At 64.4% G+C, this 19,976-nt stretch carries 16 protein-coding genes; 6 read left to right on the top strand and 10 right to left on the bottom strand.

The annotated features are described in order from the left end of the window. Positions 1 to 8 precede the first annotated feature (8 nt). The 4 genes from M1D44_RS03705 to M1D44_RS03690 all read right to left on the bottom strand — a co-directional run bounded on the left by M1D44_RS03705 (position 9) and on the right by M1D44_RS03690 (position 8,969). Entirely contained in the window at positions 9 to 1,484 is a 1,476-nt protein-coding gene (locus tag M1D44_RS03705; protein WP_316853150.1) for a PelD GGDEF domain-containing protein, read from the bottom strand. Next, positions 1,484 to 2,044, bottom strand: a complete 561-nt coding sequence (locus tag M1D44_RS03700) for a penicillin-binding protein activator LpoB (protein WP_112184018.1) — start codon at positions 2,042 to 2,044, stop codon at positions 1,484 to 1,486. Before M1D44_RS03700 ends, M1D44_RS03705 begins: the two co-directional genes overlap by 1 nt. A 69-nt stretch (positions 2,045 to 2,113) precedes the next feature. Beyond that, positions 2,114 to 6,145, bottom strand: a complete 4,032-nt coding sequence (locus M1D44_RS03695) for a tetratricopeptide repeat protein (RefSeq protein ID WP_316853149.1) — start codon at positions 6,143 to 6,145, stop codon at positions 2,114 to 2,116. Beyond that, entirely contained in the window at positions 6,132 to 8,969 is a 2,838-nt protein-coding gene (locus M1D44_RS03690; protein WP_316853148.1) for a bifunctional glycoside hydrolase 114/ polysaccharide deacetylase family protein, read from the bottom strand. The genes M1D44_RS03695 and M1D44_RS03690 overlap by 14 nt, the downstream gene beginning before the upstream one ends. A 484-nt stretch (positions 8,970 to 9,453) precedes the next feature. On the opposite strand from M1D44_RS03690, the gene paeA reads away from it, so the two are divergent. Beyond that, positions 9,454 to 10,770 (top strand): polyamine export protein PaeA, encoded by a 1,317-nt coding sequence (gene paeA / locus M1D44_RS03685; RefSeq protein ID WP_316853147.1) that lies wholly within the window; start codon positions 9,454 to 9,456, stop codon positions 10,768 to 10,770. Here the strand turns inward: paeA and M1D44_RS03680 are convergent. From M1D44_RS03680 to M1D44_RS03670, 3 genes are all read right to left on the bottom strand, one after another. Further along, the gene (locus M1D44_RS03680) at positions 10,710 to 11,180 is read right to left on the bottom strand and encodes a carboxymuconolactone decarboxylase family protein (RefSeq protein WP_316684062.1); all 471 of its coding nucleotides are present in this window, start codon (positions 11,178 to 11,180) and stop codon (positions 10,710 to 10,712) included. The two genes, paeA and M1D44_RS03680, sit on opposite strands and share 61 nt — an antisense overlap. Continuing rightward, positions 11,083 to 11,640 carry a MerR family transcriptional regulator gene (locus tag M1D44_RS03675; RefSeq protein WP_316853146.1) on the bottom strand — a complete coding sequence of 186 codons (558 nt, stop codon included), beginning with the start codon at positions 11,638 to 11,640 and terminating at the stop codon, positions 11,083 to 11,085. Before M1D44_RS03675 ends, M1D44_RS03680 begins: the two co-directional genes overlap by 98 nt. A 139-nt stretch (positions 11,641 to 11,779) precedes the next feature. Continuing rightward, the gene (locus M1D44_RS03670) at positions 11,780 to 12,004 is read right to left on the bottom strand and encodes a hypothetical protein (RefSeq protein ID WP_024975106.1); all 225 of its coding nucleotides are present in this window, start codon (positions 12,002 to 12,004) and stop codon (positions 11,780 to 11,782) included. Between the two features lie 402 nt (positions 12,005 to 12,406). On the opposite strand from M1D44_RS03670, the gene M1D44_RS03665 reads away from it, so the two are divergent. From M1D44_RS03665 to M1D44_RS03650, 4 genes are all read left to right on the top strand, one after another. Continuing rightward, complete coding sequence (locus M1D44_RS03665; RefSeq protein ID WP_024975105.1) at positions 12,407 to 12,679, top strand: hypothetical protein; 273 nt, start codon at positions 12,407 to 12,409, stop codon at positions 12,677 to 12,679. 196 nt (positions 12,680 to 12,875) lie between these two features. Further along, positions 12,876 to 13,331, top strand: a complete 456-nt coding sequence (locus M1D44_RS03660) for a VirK family protein (protein WP_316853145.1) — start codon at positions 12,876 to 12,878, stop codon at positions 13,329 to 13,331. A 217-nt stretch (positions 13,332 to 13,548) separates the two neighbouring features. Next, on the top strand, positions 13,549 to 14,376 hold the full coding sequence (locus M1D44_RS03655; protein WP_316853144.1) for a MipA/OmpV family protein: 828 nt from the start codon (positions 13,549 to 13,551) through the stop codon (positions 14,374 to 14,376). Positions 14,377 to 14,703: 327 nt separating this feature from the next. Further along, positions 14,704 to 15,144 carry a hypothetical protein gene (locus M1D44_RS03650; RefSeq protein WP_316684066.1) on the top strand — a complete coding sequence of 147 codons (441 nt, stop codon included), beginning with the start codon at positions 14,704 to 14,706 and terminating at the stop codon, positions 15,142 to 15,144. A gap of 86 nt (positions 15,145 to 15,230) precedes the next feature. Here M1D44_RS03650 and M1D44_RS03645 read toward each other — a convergent pair whose 3' ends face one another. Both M1D44_RS03645 and pedF read right to left on the bottom strand, forming a co-directional pair. Beyond that, the gene (locus M1D44_RS03645; RefSeq protein ID WP_112184005.1) at positions 15,231 to 16,112 is read right to left on the bottom strand and encodes a substrate-binding periplasmic protein; all 882 of its coding nucleotides are present in this window, start codon (positions 16,110 to 16,112) and stop codon (positions 15,231 to 15,233) included. A 96-nt stretch (positions 16,113 to 16,208) separates the two neighbouring features. After that, on the bottom strand, positions 16,209 to 16,694 hold the full coding sequence (pedF, locus tag M1D44_RS03640) for a cytochrome c-550 PedF (RefSeq protein WP_024975100.1): 486 nt from the start codon (positions 16,692 to 16,694) through the stop codon (positions 16,209 to 16,211). 265 nt (positions 16,695 to 16,959) lie between these two features. Between pedF and M1D44_RS03635 the strand changes: the two genes are divergently transcribed. Further along, a complete protein-coding gene (locus tag M1D44_RS03635) occupies positions 16,960 to 18,981 on the top strand; it encodes a sigma-54-dependent Fis family transcriptional regulator (protein ID WP_316853143.1) in 2,022 nt (673 codons plus the stop codon). Here the strand turns inward: M1D44_RS03635 and M1D44_RS03630 are convergent. Further along, positions 18,967 to 19,911, bottom strand: coding sequence for an alpha/beta fold hydrolase (locus tag M1D44_RS03630; RefSeq protein WP_024975098.1), 945 nt, complete (start codon positions 19,909 to 19,911; stop codon positions 18,967 to 18,969). The genes M1D44_RS03635 and M1D44_RS03630 overlap by 15 nt on opposite strands. Positions 19,912 to 19,976: the final 65 nt, after the last annotated feature.

The raw sequence follows: 19,976 nt of genomic DNA, 5'->3' as shown, positions 1-19,976 counted from the left end.
GGCCGCCCCTACGCATCGAGATGGCAGCGCGCGAGGAAGCGCTGCAGCGCTTCGCCCGGATGCTCGCCGGTCACATGCAACGTCTGCACGCTGATGTGCCCGCCCTCGAAATCCACGCCAAACTGCGCGCGCAGGCTGTCTTCAATGCGCACCAGATAGGCCGACACGGCACCCGCGCCCGACAGCGGCATCAGCGTGATGATGGCGCGGCGGTTCTTGCCGCTTGACTGCCAGACAACGTCGAGCGCACGGCGGCTGCGCACCACGCTCTCGAACAGCGCATCGCTGGTCTCGTCCTGATCGAAGATGAGCGCCACCACCGACGAATCGATACCGGTATCGCGATGCAGGCGTGCCAGCCGGCCGAGATCGAGCGCGAACTCGTACGGCGCGTCGGGCACGAGATCCAGAATCTCGGAGCTGACGGTGAGATGGCGCACGCCGTCGGCGTAGTAGCCAAGCAGCACGAGCAGGAACTGCAGGTTCTCGTACGACAGCGAGAGGAACGGCATCTGATGTACGACCACCAGGCCGATCAGCTCATCCGCCCCCGAGAGCACCGGCGCGCACGCCACGTAGCGCGAGCCGTCTTCGGGGTTGTTCACATTCCGCAGCTCGGGCGCCTGCGGGTGGCCCAGCGTGTGGGTGTCGATGCAATGGCGGATCAACGGATCATCGGCAACGATGTCGAACGGCGTGCCCACGCGGGCCACCGGTTCGGTGTCGACGCGGTTGCCCGTCACGCGCACCATGGCCGCCACTTCCAGTTGGCAGGCCTGCGCCGTCCATTGCAGGAAGGGCTCGGCGCCGGGCAGTTGCGCCACGTCAGGCTGGTTGTCACCCAGGCCATGTTCACGTGCGGCCAGCGCGATGTTGCGCAACTGCGTGAGCGTGTCGCGCAGCGTGGTCGGCTTGGCCAGCAAGTCGTTTTCCAGGCGCTCGTGCGAGAGGCGCAGCAGGAAGTGGTTTTTGGTGAGCGCCGCCAGCCGGTCGTTCAGGTAACCGTTGACGGTGCGGGCACGCGACAACCGCGCGCCCCAGATATCGCCGTACTGCCCGCCGACCAACACAAGCATCAGCCCGCCCAGGAAGTACATGCGCGGGAAGCTGCCGGCAGCGGCCGTCTGTCCGTAGAACACGGCCCAGGCGCCCAGCACCACCAGCGCGGCAAGCGCGCCGAGCAGCGTGCCGTAGCGCAGCGCCAGGATGAGCGGCACCAGCCAGATCCACGGAAAGCCGTAGCCGAGCAGCAGCGGGTTGTCCGGCGCAAACAGCCAGACGACGCCAATGGCCACCACCACCGTACCCAGCGTTTCCAGCACAGCGCTCGGGCTGGACACGGCGGGCGCAATCATGCGCCCATACCAAGTCGACGCGCCAATCCCCTGCGCGTTGCGCCGGCGCTCAGTTCTTCCACCCTGGCCGCGCCCATCGGCGGCGGCGCGGCCGGCCGATTGAGCGGAACCTGCCGACTCGGTCTTCATCAGCCCCGGCCCAGCGGCGAGAGCAGCTCGCGCAGCAGCTTCTGCGCCACCGCCGACACGGCATCGCGGCTCCAGCCGGTGCGGCTACCGGCCGCGCTCCAGATCACGTTGCCGGTCTGCACGTCAATCACTTGCAGCGTGATGCCGACCGCGGGCTCGCCATCCACACCGACCTTGTAGCGCCATTCATCCACGGCGCCGGTCAGGGCATAGCGGGCCTTCTCGCCACGTGCCCAATCCAGTGCGCGCGCCACGGCCTCGCGCTCGGCGGGCTCGAACAGCGACTCGCTGTTCAGGTTGGCTGGATACTGCTTGAGGTTGGAGAAGCCGCGCGCCTTGAGGATGCTGGCCGCAATCGTCTCCGCACGCAGGCCGGCCTGCGGCGTTTCGGTGTAGTTGGCGATGGGCAGGACCACCCACGCATCAGACGCGCTGGTTGCCGGCGCACGCGCGCTGTCGACCACCGCGCAGGCGGACAACACAAGCGCCGCACCAACGCCCGCTGCCACGGCCAGCCAGCGCCGGCGGCCGGCATGCATCTTGTTGATCAAGGGTGTCATCGCGTTCTCCCTGGAGTCTTCCGTTGTGTGCTTCATCTCGTTCTTTCCCCGTTGCTTTTTTCTTGCTTGTCAGTAGAGCCAGCGGTAGCGCAGGCCGATCTCTGTCAGCGGCGATGTCCCCGCGCGCGTAATCGACTGGTGCTCGATGTACAGCGCCAGATGGTCGTTGCCAAACACGCTGCCTGCCACGCCAAGCTGGGCCTGCACGCCCCACCCTTCGCGGTTGTCATGCAGCATGCCCGCATCCATAAAGGGCCGCCAGGCGCGCGTGTAGCGGTCCAGATAATCCGTGCCGAAACCAAACAGCATGCCGAACTGGTTGAACGAGCGCGGCATGATCTGGTCAACGTCCGGCGCGGCACCCGAAGGAAGCAGGCGAGCCATCAATGGGCTGACCGTGCCCGTCGCGTTGTAGCGTGCGACGGTACCAACCACGCGGATCGTGTAGTCCGGATATTCCACCCGGAAGCGGTGCCCGATTTCGCCATCGAACACCATGCCGCTGCCCAGGAACGAGCGGTCCTGCCCGTAGAAGCGGTCGCCTTCCACGCGGGCGCGCACGTACTCGTTTTGCGTCAGGCGCCAGTTGTTGCCAATCGAGAACAGATCCTTCACGCCGCCCACACGCAGTTGCGGCGTTTCATTGGCCGGCTGGTTGCGACCGATCGAAAGCTCCGTGCCCACCGGCCCGACCTGCCCCAGCAGGCCGTCCAGCCGGAAGGCGTAAAGCGAGCCCAGCCCCTGGCGCCAACCCACCGTGCCCTTCCACTGCGTGTTCTGCGTCTGGTACTGCGAGATCCAATCCACCTGCCGATCCTGCGCAGGCACGCCGGTCAACTGCGTATCGTCGGTCGAGCGCTGGTTCCGCTGGGTGGCGCGCACGAGCATGCTGTAGTGATCGGTCAGGCGGATACCGGCGGCAGCGCTGCTCTCGAAGTACGTCAGCGGCGCCTGCTTGAACCACGTCTCGCGCGGCTCCAGCGCCTGTGCATTGGTCAGCAGCGTCTCCTGCACACGTTCGTGCAGTTGCTCGTCATCGGGTGCGGTGGTCAGCCCTTCAAACGACAGACGCTGCGCCTCACCGAGGCGGTCCGTCATCACGTTGGCATCGATGCGGTTGTAGAGCGGAATGCGGTCAGGCGTATCGTCAAGCAGCCGGTTGAGCGTCTGCAGATCGTGCTCGGCCAGGGCAATGGAGATCTCGGCATAGGCCGGGCGCGTCATGCGGCGCGTGTACTGCTGCAGCAACCACGCGCGCGCCAGATCATTCGCCTCCCGCGAGAGCGCCCAGCCCAGCGCCGCTTCCTTGGCCACGGCGGAAACGAGCTGATCGCTCACGCGGGCCTGCTTGCGTTTGTCGGTGGGGGTCTGCGGCGGCTCCGGCGGCAACGTGTCGATATCGCCCAGCTCGGACTTTGCCATCGCCGAGCGGCCACCTTCGCGGGCCTGCTTCGTCGCGCGGCGATCATCGCGCAGCAGCTCGATCAACAGACGCTGCGCCAGGTCGCCAGACCCGAATGTTTGAGCCAGTGAGACGCGCCGGGCACGCAATTCGGTGCGCGCATCTTCTTCCAGCGGCGCCGCATCGCCATCCCCCACCGTGACTCGCGTGCCTACACGGCGGCCAATTGGCAGCTTGGTCTTGTCGCTGCCTGGCGTATCTTCAGCGCGCCACAGCAACCACCACGCCTCGCGGCGCAGCGCCCAGGCAGCATCGGCCTGACCGGCCATTTCGCGTGCATCGGCATAGGCCAGCAACCAGAGCGGATCGGTCTGCATCGACTTGCCCTGGCGGCCCAGGAAGCGCAGCGCCAGGTTGGCGTCAAACAACTGCAGGCCGGCGGCAGCGTAGGCACCCCAGTACGCGGAATCATTTTCGGCCTCGCTACGCCAAAGCGCCAATGCGCGCTTGAGCTCGGCGTTCTGTCCGGAATCCAGCAGGCCCCACAGGAAGGCCGCCTTCACATCGCTGCCCGCATCCGGCAGCGAGACTGCGCGCCGCAGGTCACGCATGGCGGCATCCCACTGGCCGCTCTGGCGGAAATACTCGGCCCGCGCGCCCAGCACGCCGGCGGATTGCTCGGCCGCTTTGCGCTGTTCTGGTGTGAGCGAGGCCAGCAACCCGTCGATGCGGCGGAAGGCGCGCGCACGCGTGTAGTAGTAGATGGCCTGCTGCAGGTGAACCATCGTGCCATCTTTGCGGAAAGCGAGTTCGGCCAGACGGCCAGCATCGATGGGGCTGGCGTCGTAGAAATCGATCATCGTTGTCAGATCGTCTGGCTCAGCCTTGCCGCCGATCAGCAACTGTCGATACGCCTCACGCGACAGATCATCACGCTGGTTCAGGCGCGCGAGCTGGGCGAAGGTCCGCCAATACAGGTCATCGGTTGGCAAGGCCGCCTTGTCTGCAGCCTGCATGGCGGCAAGCGCCTGCGCAAACTGCCCGCGCACGTACAAGATGTTCGCCAGCTTGAGCGCGTACTGCGCGTTGGGGCCGAACTCCTTTTGCAGACGCACGTAGGTGTCGTAAGCCTGATCGTCTTTGCCGGCGCGCTCGGCCAGATTGGCATAGCGCTCCAGCACCACCTGACGATGCGGCCCGTGCGCGATGCTGTTCAGATACGCCAGCCCTTCCACGGGTTCGCCCAGACGTTCGTACGCCGCGATGACCTGGTCGAGCAACTTCATGTCGCCCGGGGTGCGGCTTGCCTGGTAGCGCAGCCCGGCCAGATAGGCGTGGTCTTCGTGGAGCGCAGGCGCCAGACGCAGCACATGCTGCCAGGCCGCATCATCCCCAGTGGATTGCGCGTACGCGAGCCAGTAGTTCAACGCCGCCATTGGTTGGCGGTTCCACTCGGCCACCTGCGCGGCACGTTCGGTCCAGATTTTCAGATCGGGGCGTTGACGCACGGCGGCTTCGGCCACGCGCATGGCGTCGTTCAGATTGCCGCTGCCCATGAAAACCTGGAATGCGAGATCGTAGTCTTCCGCATTGAACGGGGCGATCCCGCGTGCGATGGCCTGTGCGCCCGACGGTTGTGAGGACGAAGCCGCATCGTCAGCCTTGCTCTGCTTATCCGCCACCGGGCGAATGCGCGCAGTGTGGCGCTGCCGACGCGCCAGGCCTTCTGGGCCATCCATGAACACCAGGTCTGCAGGGCTTGGCAGCGGTTCCGGCCGGCCGGCGAATGCCCAGTCATGCCGGGCGACACCGGAGGCCAAGACAATGCCCTCCCCCGCCTGATGCCACGACAGCCGCAGCAGGCGCCGCGCGTATTGGTCTGCCAGATCCGGCCGGTTACATGCCATCGCCAGGCGCGTGAGAAAGCGCAGCGTTTCGGTATCGTCGATCAGCGGGCCAACACGGCGTTGCGCTTCTGTCATGGCGTCGTCGAGCAGGTTGCCAGCCTGCAGGGCCTTCAACCCGGCGATGAAGTAGCGGCGCTGTTCGTCGAGCGACTTGGCGGTGGCCTGCGCGGCAAAGTTGGCGGCGGCAGCGGCGCGGTATTCGCCCACGCCCAGCGCAATCTCAGCAGTACGCGCCTGCCATTGCGCGGCGCGCGCCACGTCCTGTTTAGCCAGGCGTTGATAGAACTGGATGGCAATCGCGCCCTGATCCAAGGCACGCGACTTGGCGGCGAGAATCTCCAGCTCGGCCGCAGTCCAGCGATAGTCCAGCGCCTGCTTGAGCAGACCACGCAGGTCGACCAGCATGGCGGCGCGCTGCGGATCCTTCGGTTGCAGCGCGTAGGCGCGTTGCTCTCGGATGGCGATATCAAGCAGCAGCGCTTCACGGTCGAGCGTCTTGTCGCGCAGCGCGCGCATGCGAGCGACCATGGCTTCGGCTTCTGCCAAGCGGCCCGTGCGCACGTACTGGGCAGCCAGCACGCTCAAGAACTCGCCGTCGTTCGGGCGCACGCGCAGCCAGGCTTCCAGGTAGGCCACCGACAGCGCATCGACCTTACCGCCCTCCAGCAGGCGAGCCTCCAAACGTTCGCGGGGAAACATCAAGGCGAGCGCCAGCCCGATCAGCGCACCCAGGGTACCGATCAGCCAGGCTGGCAGCAGCCGTTCACGCGGAGTCAGGTCAGCAGACCACATCGATACGTTGGTAGGTCACGGTTTGCGCAGCAGCTCCTGTCAGATCAACGCGCACGGTGTTGTCTTGTGCGCGGGCCGTGCGCGCTGGGTTGCCGTTGACCTTCACGCGGCAAACACCTGCGTTGGCCAGACGAACAAACGGCTTGTAATAGCCGCCCGCCTCGAAACTCAACTCATTACCGTTTCGTGCGAAATTGCGCACAAAGGCAGCGGCTTCTGCAATGTACGCTGGCTTGGCCGACTCCGCCTCAGGTGCGAGCGTAAAGCGTGCGGCGCCGTCATCAAGATGGATATAGATACCGCCGGCCGCCTTGTCATACCCAACCACCCCCTGCGCATCCGCCAGGCGCGGCGTACCGCGCGCCATCCAGCGCAGTTCGCGCAGATCGCCATCACCGCGCACCACCCAGGTGTTGCCGTCACCGACTTCTCGGGCGATGGCCATGTTGCGGAAGTCCAGCACCTTGACCACATATTCGGTCGAATAGATCGGGAACACGGGCTGCGACAACGCGTAGTCATAGACCTTCTTCAAGGCCTTGAGTGACGCAAGCTTGGTGCCCGAATACATGTGGTAGTAGATGTTGATCGGCTTGAAGCGATACGGAGTGTCCGTCAACTGCAGCGTTTCAATCAGGCGATCGAAACCATAGAACGGCCCGGTCCAATCGTTTGTATAGACGTTCTCGTTCTGGTTTGGCGCAAACACTTGGTAAGCCCCTGGGCCCTTGTCGATGCCCAGCGGTGCAATCTCCGTCCACGATGGCGAGCTGCGTGTGATGGTGGTATCGCCGCCGTTCAGATTGAGAACGCCCGCGTCCCAGGCCATGCGCACGGCAATCTCGGGCGGCTGGCAGTCGCCTGACCACTGCAGGAGCTTCACGCGCTTGCCGGGCGGGGCCAGGCGCTCGTTGATGTAGTTGATGGAGCCCGCTATCTCGCGGTCGAGGCTGAACTTGTAGCCCGGAATGGACAGCGTGAATGCGGTGTCGCCACCGCCCTTGTCCGCACCCGGGCCTTCCTTGGCCCGATCAGCGGCCGCGCCGGGCACGGTGCGGCTCCAATCGAACGGGTGCGAATAGGTATGCGTGCCCAGTTCAACGTACGGCAGCGCGAACATCTGGCGCGCAATCGTTTCCAGGCGCGGCGTCAGCTTGGGGTAAAGGCCGCTTGCGCCCACCTCGCCCTCGATGACCGACAGCGTTGTCGGGATGCGGTACTTCTCCCACACGTCCTGCAGCAGCACCTCGCCGGAATATTCGGGGCCGGGAAACTCGGCGCGCGAGGCAAAGCCGTCGCCATCCACATGCACGAGCATGAGTCGGCGGCCGTTTTCAGAGGTCACGTCGGGGATCGGCATGTCTGGCAGCGCCAGTGCGCGGCGCAGGAACTCGATCGGCTGGACAACCCAACGCGCCTGCTCAACGGTGTCCATGGAGAACACCGCGTACGGATTCAGTACGTAGCCGCCCCAATCGGTAATGGCAGCGGCATCAAACTCAAAGTTGCCCGACTTCAGCCGCAGCAGCGACTGCCCGTTCGCGCTCACCTGAATCGGCTGGGCTTCGCGGCGCTCCGGTTGCGGCGCCATCTCAAAACCCATCATCTTGTCTTGCGACACCACCGACAGCGGCCCGCTGGCACGCCCACGCACAAGGTGCAGCTTGAACATGTCGGCCATGCTGCCATCCACCGGCAGGCCAAACTGGTTCAGGAAGGCGATGTGCACGCCGTCATGAATACGTTGCCGCACCCACGACGACAGCGCCGCCACCTGCTTGACCGGACTGGTGTTCACCCACACCACCACGCCGGCGTAGCGGTCGGGTGGTACTGAAGCGGGCAGCGGCTTGTTGATGTCGGCGTACTCGACGTCGTAGCCGAGAAAGTTGAGTGGCGTGGCCACGAAGCGCACGCCCTCGCTGGTGTCAATGGTGGTACGCGGGTCGCGGTCCTGCAGGATCAACACCTTGCGCGGCAACACCTCGATGCGCCCCACGCCAATGGTCGACAGGTCTGGATCGGTCACGTAGGGCACCACGCCCTGCGCCTTGATACGTTTGGCCGTTTCGCGTGCGCAGGCACGGTCGGTGGGCGGGCAGTAATCGATGGCGATGACGGGCAGTTGGTAATCGTCGCGAATCTTGCGTACATGGCCCATCAGCCATTCGCGGTCCGCGTCGCTCACTTCCTTGTACTGCTTGCTGCCCTGGTCCCAGCCGCGATACAGCGATTCAAACGCCACCGCATACGCCTGGTCGTGCACCTGCGGCAGGATCTCAAACCCGCGGTTGAAGATCAGCTGGGCGTCCGGATAGCGCGCCTTGATCGCGCGAATCACACGCACCATGCCGGCTTCCTGCGCGGCGCGCGAGGCGTCGTCCTTGGCCACCAACTGATACGAGTCGAGCGTATCGAGAAAGAAGCCACGGTAGCCCTTCTCCCACAGCGGCTTGATGACGTGATCGACATAAAACGCCGGCCACTCGGGCTGGGCCTGATCCACCACGCGCGAGGCCCAGGCCGCATTGCGGCCCAACAGCCAGGCCTTGGGCAAGTCCTTGTACCAGCTGCGCTGGGGCGTGACCTCGCCAACGCTCACGTAGGCGTACCACTGCGTCTTGGGCGTCTTGAACTGCGATGGATCGAACCCGTGGTCTGGCTCCACAACGACCGCGTCGAAGGCGCGCAACTGCGCCACGGGCGGCTTGTCGCCGTAGAACCACGCGATGTTCGGCGCGTTAACCGGAACTGAAGCTGTTACCCCTGACGCACCGGAGCCGGTGGTGGCAGGCGCTTGTTGAGCAAGCGTCACACAAGGCATCGATACGGCGGCTGCGACAAGAAGCCCAGCCAACCGTGCGATCGTCCCCGCCGTATTCCCCCGTTTCCCCCCGGTGCGCCGCTGTAAGCGGCTGAGAACCCACATGAACTGGCACTCCGCTATGCAACTATGTGCATCAATTAGGCCGATCTGCGCCGGCACTGAAGATCGGCGCCTGTGATGACGCCGTCCGGAACCGCTGTTTTTCTTCACGGCTGCCGCCCGCAAACGCAGGCCCCGCAAGGCATACCGAGACAATGTGTCCGAAGGTGAAGTATCGCCGATGGCGTGGGTACACGGCAAACCACATTTTGGATGGCCGTCTATCCTCCTCGGACATAAACAATTGTTTGAGATCACCCGCGCACGCCGTGGTTTGACAAAGCGATCGGGGCTGCACCATGATCATTCGAAGCCACATTCCACGCGACCGTGCAGTTGTCGCTGCGCAACGACGCGACTTGCCGCGACGGCCCCCGCCACCATGTCCGCCCTCATCCTTGCCCTACTGATCCTGATCAGCGCCTTTTTTTCTGCTTCCGAAATCGCCCTCACGGCCTCGCGGCGCACGCGCCTGCAAACCCTGGCAGACGACGGGAACACCCGCGCCTTGCGCGTGCTGCAACTCAAGGACATGCCCGGCAACTTCTTCACCGTGGTGCAGATCGGGGTGAATGCGGTGGCCATCCTGGCCGGTGTCATCGGCGACAGCCAGATCTCGGGGCCGTTGGCCGCGTGGTTGAGTGACTGGCTGCCGGCCGCCCGCGCTGAACGGATCGGCAGCATCGTTGGCTTCATCATCGTGACGGGGCTGTTCATTCTTTTTGCCGACCTGCTGCCCAAGCGCCTGGCCGTGCTTTACCCCGAGCGCTGCGCGATGTCGATCATCGGCCCGATGCACTCGTGCCTGCGCGCGCTGAGGCCGGTGGTGTGGCTGTTCAATGGGGCAGCCGACATGTTCCTCAAGCTGTTTGGTGTGCCGACGCACCGTGTCGACCAGATCACCACCGAAGACATCGCCGCCATGGTGGGCGCAGGTGCGCAAGCCGGCGTGCTGCGCAAGCACGAACTGGCCATGATCGAAAACGTGTTCGAGCTGGAATCACGCACGATCACCTCAGTGATGACCGTGCGCGACGAGGTGATCTACTTCACGGTGGACGAACCGGTGGAGTCGATCAAGATGAAGATCATTGCGCAGCCGCACGCGGAATACCTCGTCTGCCGCGAAGACATCGACTCGGTGCTCGGCTTCATCGCGTCCAAGGACATCCTGCAGCAGATCCTGTCGGAGGAGTCGTCCGCCGTGATCCGCAACATCAGCAAACATTACGACAAGAATCTGCTGGTGCTGCCCGACACGCTCAACCTGTCGCAGGCGCTCACGCGCTTTCGCGAGATGCACGAGCGCTTTGGCGCGGTGGTCAACGAATACGGGCTGGTGGTGGGTGTGGTGACACTCGACGACATTGTCGGCGCGGTGATGGGCGACATCCTGTACCTGGGCGAAGACGAGCAGATCGTGCGTCGCGATGACGGCTCATGCCTGATCGACGGTGTCACGCCGCTGGGCGACGTCAAACGCGCCTTCGACCTCGACGACCTGCCCGGCGAACACCACGTCGAAACCCTCGCCGGGCTAGTCATCTACGCGCTCAAGCGCATTCCCAAGAAGAGCGAAACCGTCGACATCGGGCCACTGCATATTGAAGTGCTCGATATCGACAACCACCGGATCGATCAGTTGCTGGTTTCGCGGCGCATCGATCCGCCGGCCGGGGCCGCGCCCTCGGCGTCGTGAGCGGCAAAGACTTCCTTGGCGGCAAACATGCCGTTGAGCGCCGCCGGAAAGCCCGCGTATAGCGCCATCTGCAGGATCGTCTCGGTGATCTCCGTGCGCGTGAGCCCGACGTTGAGCCCCGCCGCAATGTGCACCTTCAACTGCGGTGCCGCGTGGCCCAGCGCCGTGAGCGCGGCAATGGTGGCGATCTCGCGCTCGCGCAGCGTCAGGCCCGGGCGGCAGTAAACATCCCCAAACCCGAATTCGACGATGTAGCGGCCGAGGTCAGGCGAGATGTCGGCCATGGCCTCGACCACGCGTTCGCCAGCCACATCATCGACTTCCTTCAGCTTTTGCCAGCCGCGTGCGTAACGGTCGTCCTGCAGGTTGGCGTGGTTTGCGGCTTGTGCTGTGTGCGTGTTCGGTGTCATGCGCGTCCTCGTTCGGTTGGCGTTTCGGCTGGTGTTTCGATTTGGAAGATGAGGAAGCGGAGCCTGACGCGTTTTCCACGGCTTCAATCCGAGCCCGGATGCCGTCATAGACGACGAGTTTGACGCGCAGCACGGCCAGCGTTTCGGCCCGTGCGCGCAGCTCCGCTTCCAGCGCCGCGGCATGCGATTCCAGCAGGCGTTGGCGCGCCGACACACTCTCCAGACTATCGCCCTGCCGCCGCAGCGCAGCGTACTCCTGCATCTGCACGATCGGCATGCCGGTATCGCGCAGGCGCAGCAGGAACTCAAGCCACCTCATGTCTTCGGTGCGGAAGACACGATGGCCGTTATCGCGTCGCTGCACGCTGTCGAGCAGGCCGATGCGCTCGTAATAGCGCAGCGTATGCGTCGACAGGCCGCTGGCTTCTGCAACTTGGGCGATGGTCAGGAATGTGGTCATGAACGGAGCTTAGAAGTTAGAGCGCACTCTAAGTCAAGCGACTTTAACGTGAATCTTTTCGGCTCGCACAAAACAAAGCGCCGGCCCCTTCTCGGAGGCCGGCGCTTTGGTGTGCAGAAAATCGACGGGCTACAGCAGATCAGCCGCCCACGCCGTACGCGCTCTTGTCCTGATGCTTCGGACGATGGTCGCGTTTCTTTTTCTTCTTCTGAAGTTGCGTTGCCTTTTCGCCTGCGGCAGGTGCCGACGCGGCGGGTGCCGGCGCGGCCGTGGCAGGTGCCGGAGCTGCTGCAGGTGCGGATGCCTGCGCAAACGCGCCGGCGCTGAAGACTGTAGCCACGAGGGCGGCCAGAAGCTTGTTCATCGTGTTGTCCTTATAGAAGAGACTGGTTTGTGGCGCTACCGGTATCGGATGGAGCGTGACCCAATGCGCTCCCACGCCCGCGATGCAATGCGCGGCCTGACATCGAAATGGCCCACGCATCACCACGCAGTGTGGTGTACGCGTCAGCGGTTGTCCACCCGACGCCTGACGGTACGCCGATGCGCAGGGCCTGGCCTTGATGTGTCTCAACCCATCGCAACAGACATTGGACGCAGCGAACCTACCTTGTTACGCGCGCTTACACCGTCGGCAGAACGCTTACAAACGGCGGTCAGCCCGCTCTCACTGTGAGACGTTTTTGGAGGCATGGATCGTAAATGGGACGAGATCCATGTATCTGGAGTCCCAATATCCCGCTTGTATCTGTTTAAGGAGTCTCACATGAAAGTCGCTCAATCCCTGGCCGCTCTGATCGTTGCTGGTGCCTTCGCAGCCCCCGTGTTCGCAGCTGGCACCGCGTCCGCACCGGCCGCGGCACCTGCACCGGCTGCGACCGCTGCAGCGACGACCACCGATGCCGCTTCGGCACCGAAGGCTGAAGCCAAGCACGAGAAGAAGCGCACCCACAAGAAGGCCCACAAGGCTGCAGCCAAGTCGGAAGCCAAGACCGACGCTGCTTCGGCACCGAAGGCCGCTGCGCCGGCCAAGCAATAAGGCAGCCGCGCCATGAAGAACGCCGGGCACTCCCGGCGTTTTTTATTTGGATGAGCAAAGTTGAGCATCGGGGCGCGATCTCGCGTTGTGGGTGAGCATGATCTCTTCTACGATCCACGCGTGTCTCCCCGCCCGGTCCGGCTTGCATGGCGGGGCAGGGTTATTTGTCTATCGCCCCCTGCGACTCATCTCACGCATGCGCCCAAAGACCAAGAAACCGATCACGCTGCCCTTCGCCGCGCTAGCAACCCTTGCAACCCTGCCGCTGTTCGCCGGCGCTCAAACCATTCCCTTGCCCGACGTGCTGGCAGCCGAACAGGCGCTAAGCGCCGGCAAGCCCATGACAGCAACCATCGATCTGACGCGCTGCAAGGGCGACACCAACACCACGCCTGCTGGGCAGACGCGCGGCGGTCTCACGGTCAATGCGTACCGGATCCAGCCGGACCACACCCTCAGCTTCGCCGACACCCATTTCACCGTCGGCCGTGATGGTGCGCCCATCACACAATTCCTGCGCTACACCATCACGGCCGATGGCACCGCGCGCTTTGCCTCGTACATCTTCGCCATGCCCGCCTACACGCTGCAAAGCCAGGTCTCGTACACGTGCAAGCTGGGAGACGGCGTCAAGCTGTTTGTGCGGTTCTGAGCGTGCGGCAATCGAAACCGTCATCGTTGGACGCAAAGTAGTCAGCGCCCGCCTAGCATCAGGTCACGCCACCCTACCAAGCGGATAACGCTGGCAGGGTGGCCATCCGCCCCGCCGAGTGCCCCCTTGCAGCGTCATCCGGCATTCCGGCGGTTCCACTAGAATGGCGTGCCCGCCGTTTCCTTCGCTCACACTCCTTTCGAATTTCTGCTCTCTCATGCCGCTGTCTTCGCGTGCCCTGCCCCGCTTTGCGTTCTTCCTTCTGATGACCATCGGCGCATTGAGCAGCACCGCCCAGGCCCAGACCGTACCCGCCGCCAGCACGGAAAGCAGCGCAAAGAACAGCGCCGAAGCCGGCGACTGGAGCATTGCTGTGGGCCCGGCGATCTACGTGTCGCCCAAGTATCCGGGCGCGAAATCGAGCTTCGTGTTTCCGTGGATCGATCAGGAGATCGAGTACAAGCGCCGGTTCTTTTCCAAGGGGATGGACTTTGCCGGCGTGTACCTCGCCAACAACGACACGTGGCAGGTGGGCGGCAACTTTCAGTTCGACCCGACGTGGCGCCATGCGCATGACGACGCGCGCCTGAATGGTCTGGGCAACGTCAATGCCACGGTGCGCGCAAAGGCGTTCGCGCAGTACACGGTGTCGTTCCTCACCCTGTCCACCGATGCGGAGCAGGACATCCTCGGTAACCGCCAAGGGTTGATCGCCAATGCCGATGTCTACGCAAGCGCGCCGGTCGGCCGCTGGCTGTTCAGCCTTGGCACCGGCGTGTCGTGGACGAACGGTCAGTACATGCGTACGTTCTTTGGCGTGGACGATGGGCAAAGCGCCCGTTCGGGCCTGCCGGTATTTGCCACGCATGCGGGGCTGCGCGACATCCACTTCAACGCCATCGTCACCTGCAAGCTCGATGACCGGTGGACGGCCAATGGCTCGCTCACGGTTGCGCGGTTGCACGGAGATGCCGCCGACAGCCCGATCATGCAGCGTCGCCAACAGACCACGGCCATGGCCTCGCTTACGTACCGGTTCCGCTGACATCGCGTCCAAGATCGGGCGCCGCGATGTGCGCAATCGCTTGCGCAGGCAGGTGACGTTTTCCTCGCAGACCTGTGCACGCGAGGCAATCTGCCTATGAGACCAGAACTTGGCCCGCGCGCCTCTCAGCCAAACGGACCATGCTTCCTTTTCACAACAGGCATGCAGGTGGACTAGCGCAATCGCCCCGCTTTTTTTGCTAGTCTGTTTGGCAAGCGGCGATCACTTCCGATCAATGCGCGGGCAGTAAACGGTGTCTTCCCACCGGCGGCGGACACCGCAAGACAGGAGGGCTTGACCATGTTGCGGTGGATTGCAAACTGGGCCTTGAGCCACGCACCCTCTCCCGAGAAGCAGGCCGAACGCGCGCTAAGCGAATTGCGCATGGAGCTGTACCAGGCAGAGCAGCGCGTGATGGATGCACAAATGCACGCGGACTATTACCGCGCCCGTCTCACATTCCTGGAAGACGTCGTCAAGAAGGGCATCGAGCGCGTCTCCGACCAGCGCAAGGGCAAGCAGGAAAGCGCCCACGCATTGCGCGCCGGTCTCAAGTTCACGGCCGAGCTGTGGCGCGAATCTCAATCGCGCGACTCGCACATGCTCAAGCGCCGCACCGCAATGTCCTTCATCGACCCGCACGACGCACAGGTCGACGACTCGCACGCGCCGAAGATCCACCACTTCTCGAAGATCCCAGTGGATTCGCCGTTCGACGACAACGTGAGTGCCCTGCCCTCCAAGCACGCCGCGGCGGAGAAAGCGTAGCGCGTGAACTGGCCGGGGCGGCCAGCCCGCACGGCCAGTGCGTCAGGTACGTCGACACGTTCGGCTCCGGGTGCAGGCGGTGGCGCCTACGGTGCCACCATCGAGACGCCGTATTGCGCAAAGATGCGCTGCAGCTCGCCGCTGGCGCGCAGTGCATTGAGCGCGCTCTCCAGCGCCTGCGCCAGTTCGCGCTGATCCGCCTTGACGGCCATGCCGATTGCCCAGCCGCGTGCGGGCAGCAGCGGCGACTGCAGCTCGGTCGCCACAAAGCGTGTGGCAGATTGATTCTGCGTCTTCAGCGCGCTTTCATATTGCGCCCGCGTCACCATTGCCGCGGCAATCTGGCCGGAGAACAGCGCATGCAGGACCTCGTTGGCCTCCGGATAAATCTTCACCTTGTCGCGCAGGGCGCCGTTGGCGCTGGAAAGCAGCGCGCTCGCACCGCCCGATCCCTGCTCGGCGCCAGTCGCCTGGCCGGCGAGGTCTTCGAAACGGCTGACCCTGTGGACGCGCTCGCTGTCGTACACCAGCACGTAGCCTTCGCGAAGGTACGGCGCGAAGATCAGCACCTGGCCATTCTGGCGTATGAAATTCGGGTCGACCGGCACATGCAGCATCACATCGGCTGGGCCGTACCCCAGGTAATGCCCCTTCCAGACCATGTTGCGCAGGTCGCCCGACATGCCGTCGTCATCCGCATCAAAGGGAAGCAACGACGCGGACAGCCCCATCTGCTTGCCGAGCGCATTGGCAAGCGCCACGTCGATGCCGCTGAATTGCCCCCCGACGTTATCGGAGAACGGCGGTAGACCCTTGTACAGGGCGACCTTCAGGGCGCCGCTCTGGCGGATCTTCGCCATATCGGCGTGCGCCGGCGCGGCGCTCACCACCATGGCTGCCGCGGCAAGCAGGAGGCTGGCAAGGCGGCGAAAAACTCCGGCCGCGGCCAACCGAGAACGGGCGTTCATGAGACATCTCCAGGCGGAAAAAATGAGCGAGCCGACGCACACGAAGGCAGGAACAGCGCCGGCTCGCAAAGCTGCCAGCTGTGGCTGGCCGACCTACTACTCCTGTACGCGGCGCGATTCCAGATACGTCTTGATCGACCAGACCGCTTCCTGGGTCAGCACGCCTTCGAACGGCGGCATGTAGACACGGCCGTCGCGCGTGCGGCCGTGGCGGACGGTGGCTGTGAAGTATTGCGACACCTCTCCGTAGCAAGCCTCCTTCTTCTTGGCGTCGGCCAGCGACATGCAGTCGGTGTCGAGCTTGCGCAGGTCGGGCGCGATCCCGCCGGAGATGGCCTCCAGCCCATGGCAGCGCGCGCAGTTCTGGTTGAACCCGGAGGAGCCGATCCGCAGCGCTTCGTCATGTGCGGGCCCCGTCCTGTATGGATTGTCCTGACGCCAATCGGCGCCGAGTTGCGGTAAGGTGTGTGTGTCTACGGCTTGCGGCGTGACATCGCCGTGAGCGGATGCGGCTGCGGGCAATCCCCCGGCCAGAAGTGCGCAGGCAGAAAGCAGCGCGAGCGAGTTGCGAGGCGTTTTCAAGAGTGTCTCCTTGTTGTCGTTGAAACGATTTTTGGAGGCATTTCTGCAAGAGCCATACCAAGTCGAAAATCTGCCGGGAGACACGGCCAACGTGCGCCAAACGCTCCGGATACCGGATGCATCGGTTGGCAAAGGTGCTCAGGAATGCAACACCCTGGCAAGGGTCTTGCTTCATAGCGCAACACTTCCGGTTCGCACCCTGGTTAAATGAGGCGATCCGGGCGACCCGCACATAGATTGCGGGCGAGGTTTTAGGAGACATACCATGACCCCTCACGCGGCAGCCGACCCGCGCGCTTCCGAGAACGCCCCGGCCACGCTCGGCGACGCCCCGAACGATCAGCCCGAACTGATCGCGCAGTCGCACGAGCGATCCAAGTCCTACGGCCTGCGACCCTATGAATCGCCCGATTTCTGCCCGGTGCTGCACAACGAGCTGAAGACCGAGATCGAGCGCAGCCAATCGCTGTTCACGCACGCGCTGCCCGTGATGGAGACGCTCTACAGCCAGATCGTCAACACGCAAAGCATGGTGATCCTGACCGACACCTCGGGCCTGATCCTGCATTCGATGGGGGACGACGATTTCCTGGCCCAGGCCAGCAAGGTGGCCCTGCAGCCGGGCGCGCTGTGGTCGGAGGCGAGCCGTGGCACCAACGCCATCGGCACGGCGCTGGCCGATGGCAAACCCACGCTGGTCCACGGCTCCGAGCACTACTTGCAGGCCAACCAGTTCCTCACCTGCTCGTGTGCGCCGATCTTCGATCCGTATGGCGCCACCGTGGGTGCGCTCGACGTGACGGGTGACCATCGCGGCTTCCACAAGCACACCATGGCGCTGGTGCGCATGTCGGCGCAGATGATCGAGAACCAGTTGTTCGCCAACACGTTCCAGGACGTGGTGTGCATCCACTTCCACTCGCGTCCGGAATTCATCGGCACGCTGGTCGAGGGCATTGCGGCCTTTACGCCGGCGGGGCGTTTCCTGTCGGCCAACCGCAGCGGCGAATTCCAGCTTGGCCTGTCGATCCGCGCGCTGCATGCACATACCTTTTCGTCGCTGTTCGGGCTGTCGATGTCGCAGTTGATCGACCGGGAACGCAGCGCAGCGGCAGGCGTCATGCAGCTGCAACTGCCCAGCGGTGTGAAGGTGTTTGCGCGCGTCGAATGGAAGCGGCCGGCCAACCGCATGGTGGGCGGCCCAATTGGCGCCGATCTCTCGATCGACCGCGACACGGCACCGCGCCGGGCCTACATCGAGCCATCCCGGCAGCCGGCGAGCCTGGAGGCGCTGGATACCGGCGACGCGCAGATCCAGACCGTGATCGGCAAGCTGCGCAAGGTCATCGGCAAGGACATCCCTGTCATGGTCCTGGGCGAAACCGGCACCGGCAAGGAACTGCTTGCGCGCGCCATCCACGCCGACAGCCCGCGCCATGCCGGCCCCTTCATCGCCGTGAATTGCGCGTCGATTCCGGAAGCGCTCATTGAATCTGAACTGTTCGGCTACGAAGAAGGTGCCTTTACCGGCGCGCGCAAGAAGGGCGGCATCGGCAAGATGGTGCTGGCCAACGGCGGCACGCTCTTCCTCGACGAGATCGGCGACATGCCGCTGCACCTGCAGGCCCGGCTGCTGCGCGCCCTGCAAGAGCGCGCGGTCTCGCCGCTGGGCAGCAACAAGCTCATCCAGGTGGACGTGGCGGTCGTATGCGCGACCCACCGCAACATGCGCGAGATGGTCGCCAGCGGGCAGTTCCGCGAAGACCTCTACTACCGCCTGAACGGTCTGGTCGTGCGCCTGCCGGCATTGCGCGAGCGCACCGACCTGGACGTGGTGGCCGACAAGCTGCTGAAGCTTGAACAGGCCGACGCGCCCCCCATCAGCGAAGCCGTGATGCAGATGTTCCGCAGCTACCACTGGCCCGGCAACATCCGCCAGCTCGGCAACCTGCTGCGCACCGCCCGGCTGATGGCCGAAGGCGCGCCGGAAATCACCGAAGACCATCTGCCCGACGATTTTCTTGAAGACTGGCAGGCGCGCCATGGCGACCAGCCGGCTGCGGACAATGCGCCGGCGCCGGCAGCAGCCGTGCCGCCGGTCACGCATCAAGCCGTTGGCGGCCCCCAGCCCAAGCGGCTTGCCGATGTGGAATGCATGACCATCATGGCGGCCGTGAAGGCGCACAACGGCAATATCTCGGCCGCTGCGAAGGCGCTCGGCATTTCGCGCAACACGATCTACCGCAGGATTGACGAGGCCGGCGGCTTGCCCTCAGACACCGACTGACCACGCCGACGCACGGATGGCGGCGCCCAGCGCTTTCGCCATCTCCCCCACCGCCAGGTGCCCGCCCGGCACCCAGACCAACCGCGCATGCGGTATCGCTGCAGACAACAGCAGCGCATTCCGGGGGCGGCAAACGTTGTCTTCCCGCCCATGCAGCAGCGTCACCGGCAATCCCCTCGCGCCGATACGCGCAGCCGCCCGCAGCAACGCCGATTTCCCGAGCCCCGCCCGCCGATACAGGTAATGCGCCTGCAACCGGTACTTGCGCACCAGGGCCATGCGCTGTTGCCAGGTTTGGCGACGTGCCTGCGGCTGCAGACCCAACAAACGATGTTCCGCGCGCTGCCACGCCCTGGCGATGTTCAATTTCTGAACAGTTGTCCCAAGCTGCAACATGTCTGTTGCAACGTAAAGGCGACCACGGGCCGCGGGAAAACCCTCGCCTCGCCCGTCGATGCTTTGCAAGAGATCACGGCCGGCGCCGCGCGCGTTAAACAGCGCCTGCACATCGTCGAAACCGGTCAGGAAAGCGCCGCGCAGTACCAGCGCCGATACGGCATCGGGAAAGCGATCGGCGTAGGCCAGTGCCAGCGCTGCGCCCCATGAGCCGCCAACCACGCCCCAGCGCTCAATGCCAAGTGCGACGCGCAGTTGCTCAAGATCGGCCAGCAGCGCCGTCACCGTATTGCGCCGTAGTGTGCCGGCCGGTCGTGACCGACCCGCGCCGCGCTGGTCCGGCAGCACGGCGCGATGCAGCAGTGGATCGAACCACGCGGCCATCGAGGGCGCGCAACCGCTGCCCGGGCCGCCGTGCAGCACCAGCCACGGCTCACCGCTGTCGCGGCCGCATTGGCGCACATGCAGGCAATGGCCGTCCGGTGTGCGCAGGTTGATGCGGGCAGACGTGGTTGGCCAGTCGGAAGTGGGCATGGATGTTGCCTTGATGACGATGCGGCTGTGTTCGGCAAACGCCTGCGTCAGCCGCTGAACAACGC

The organism is Ralstonia sp. SA306, from assembly GCF_054792405.1.
This window is presented reverse-complemented; position numbering and strand designations above follow the sequence as displayed.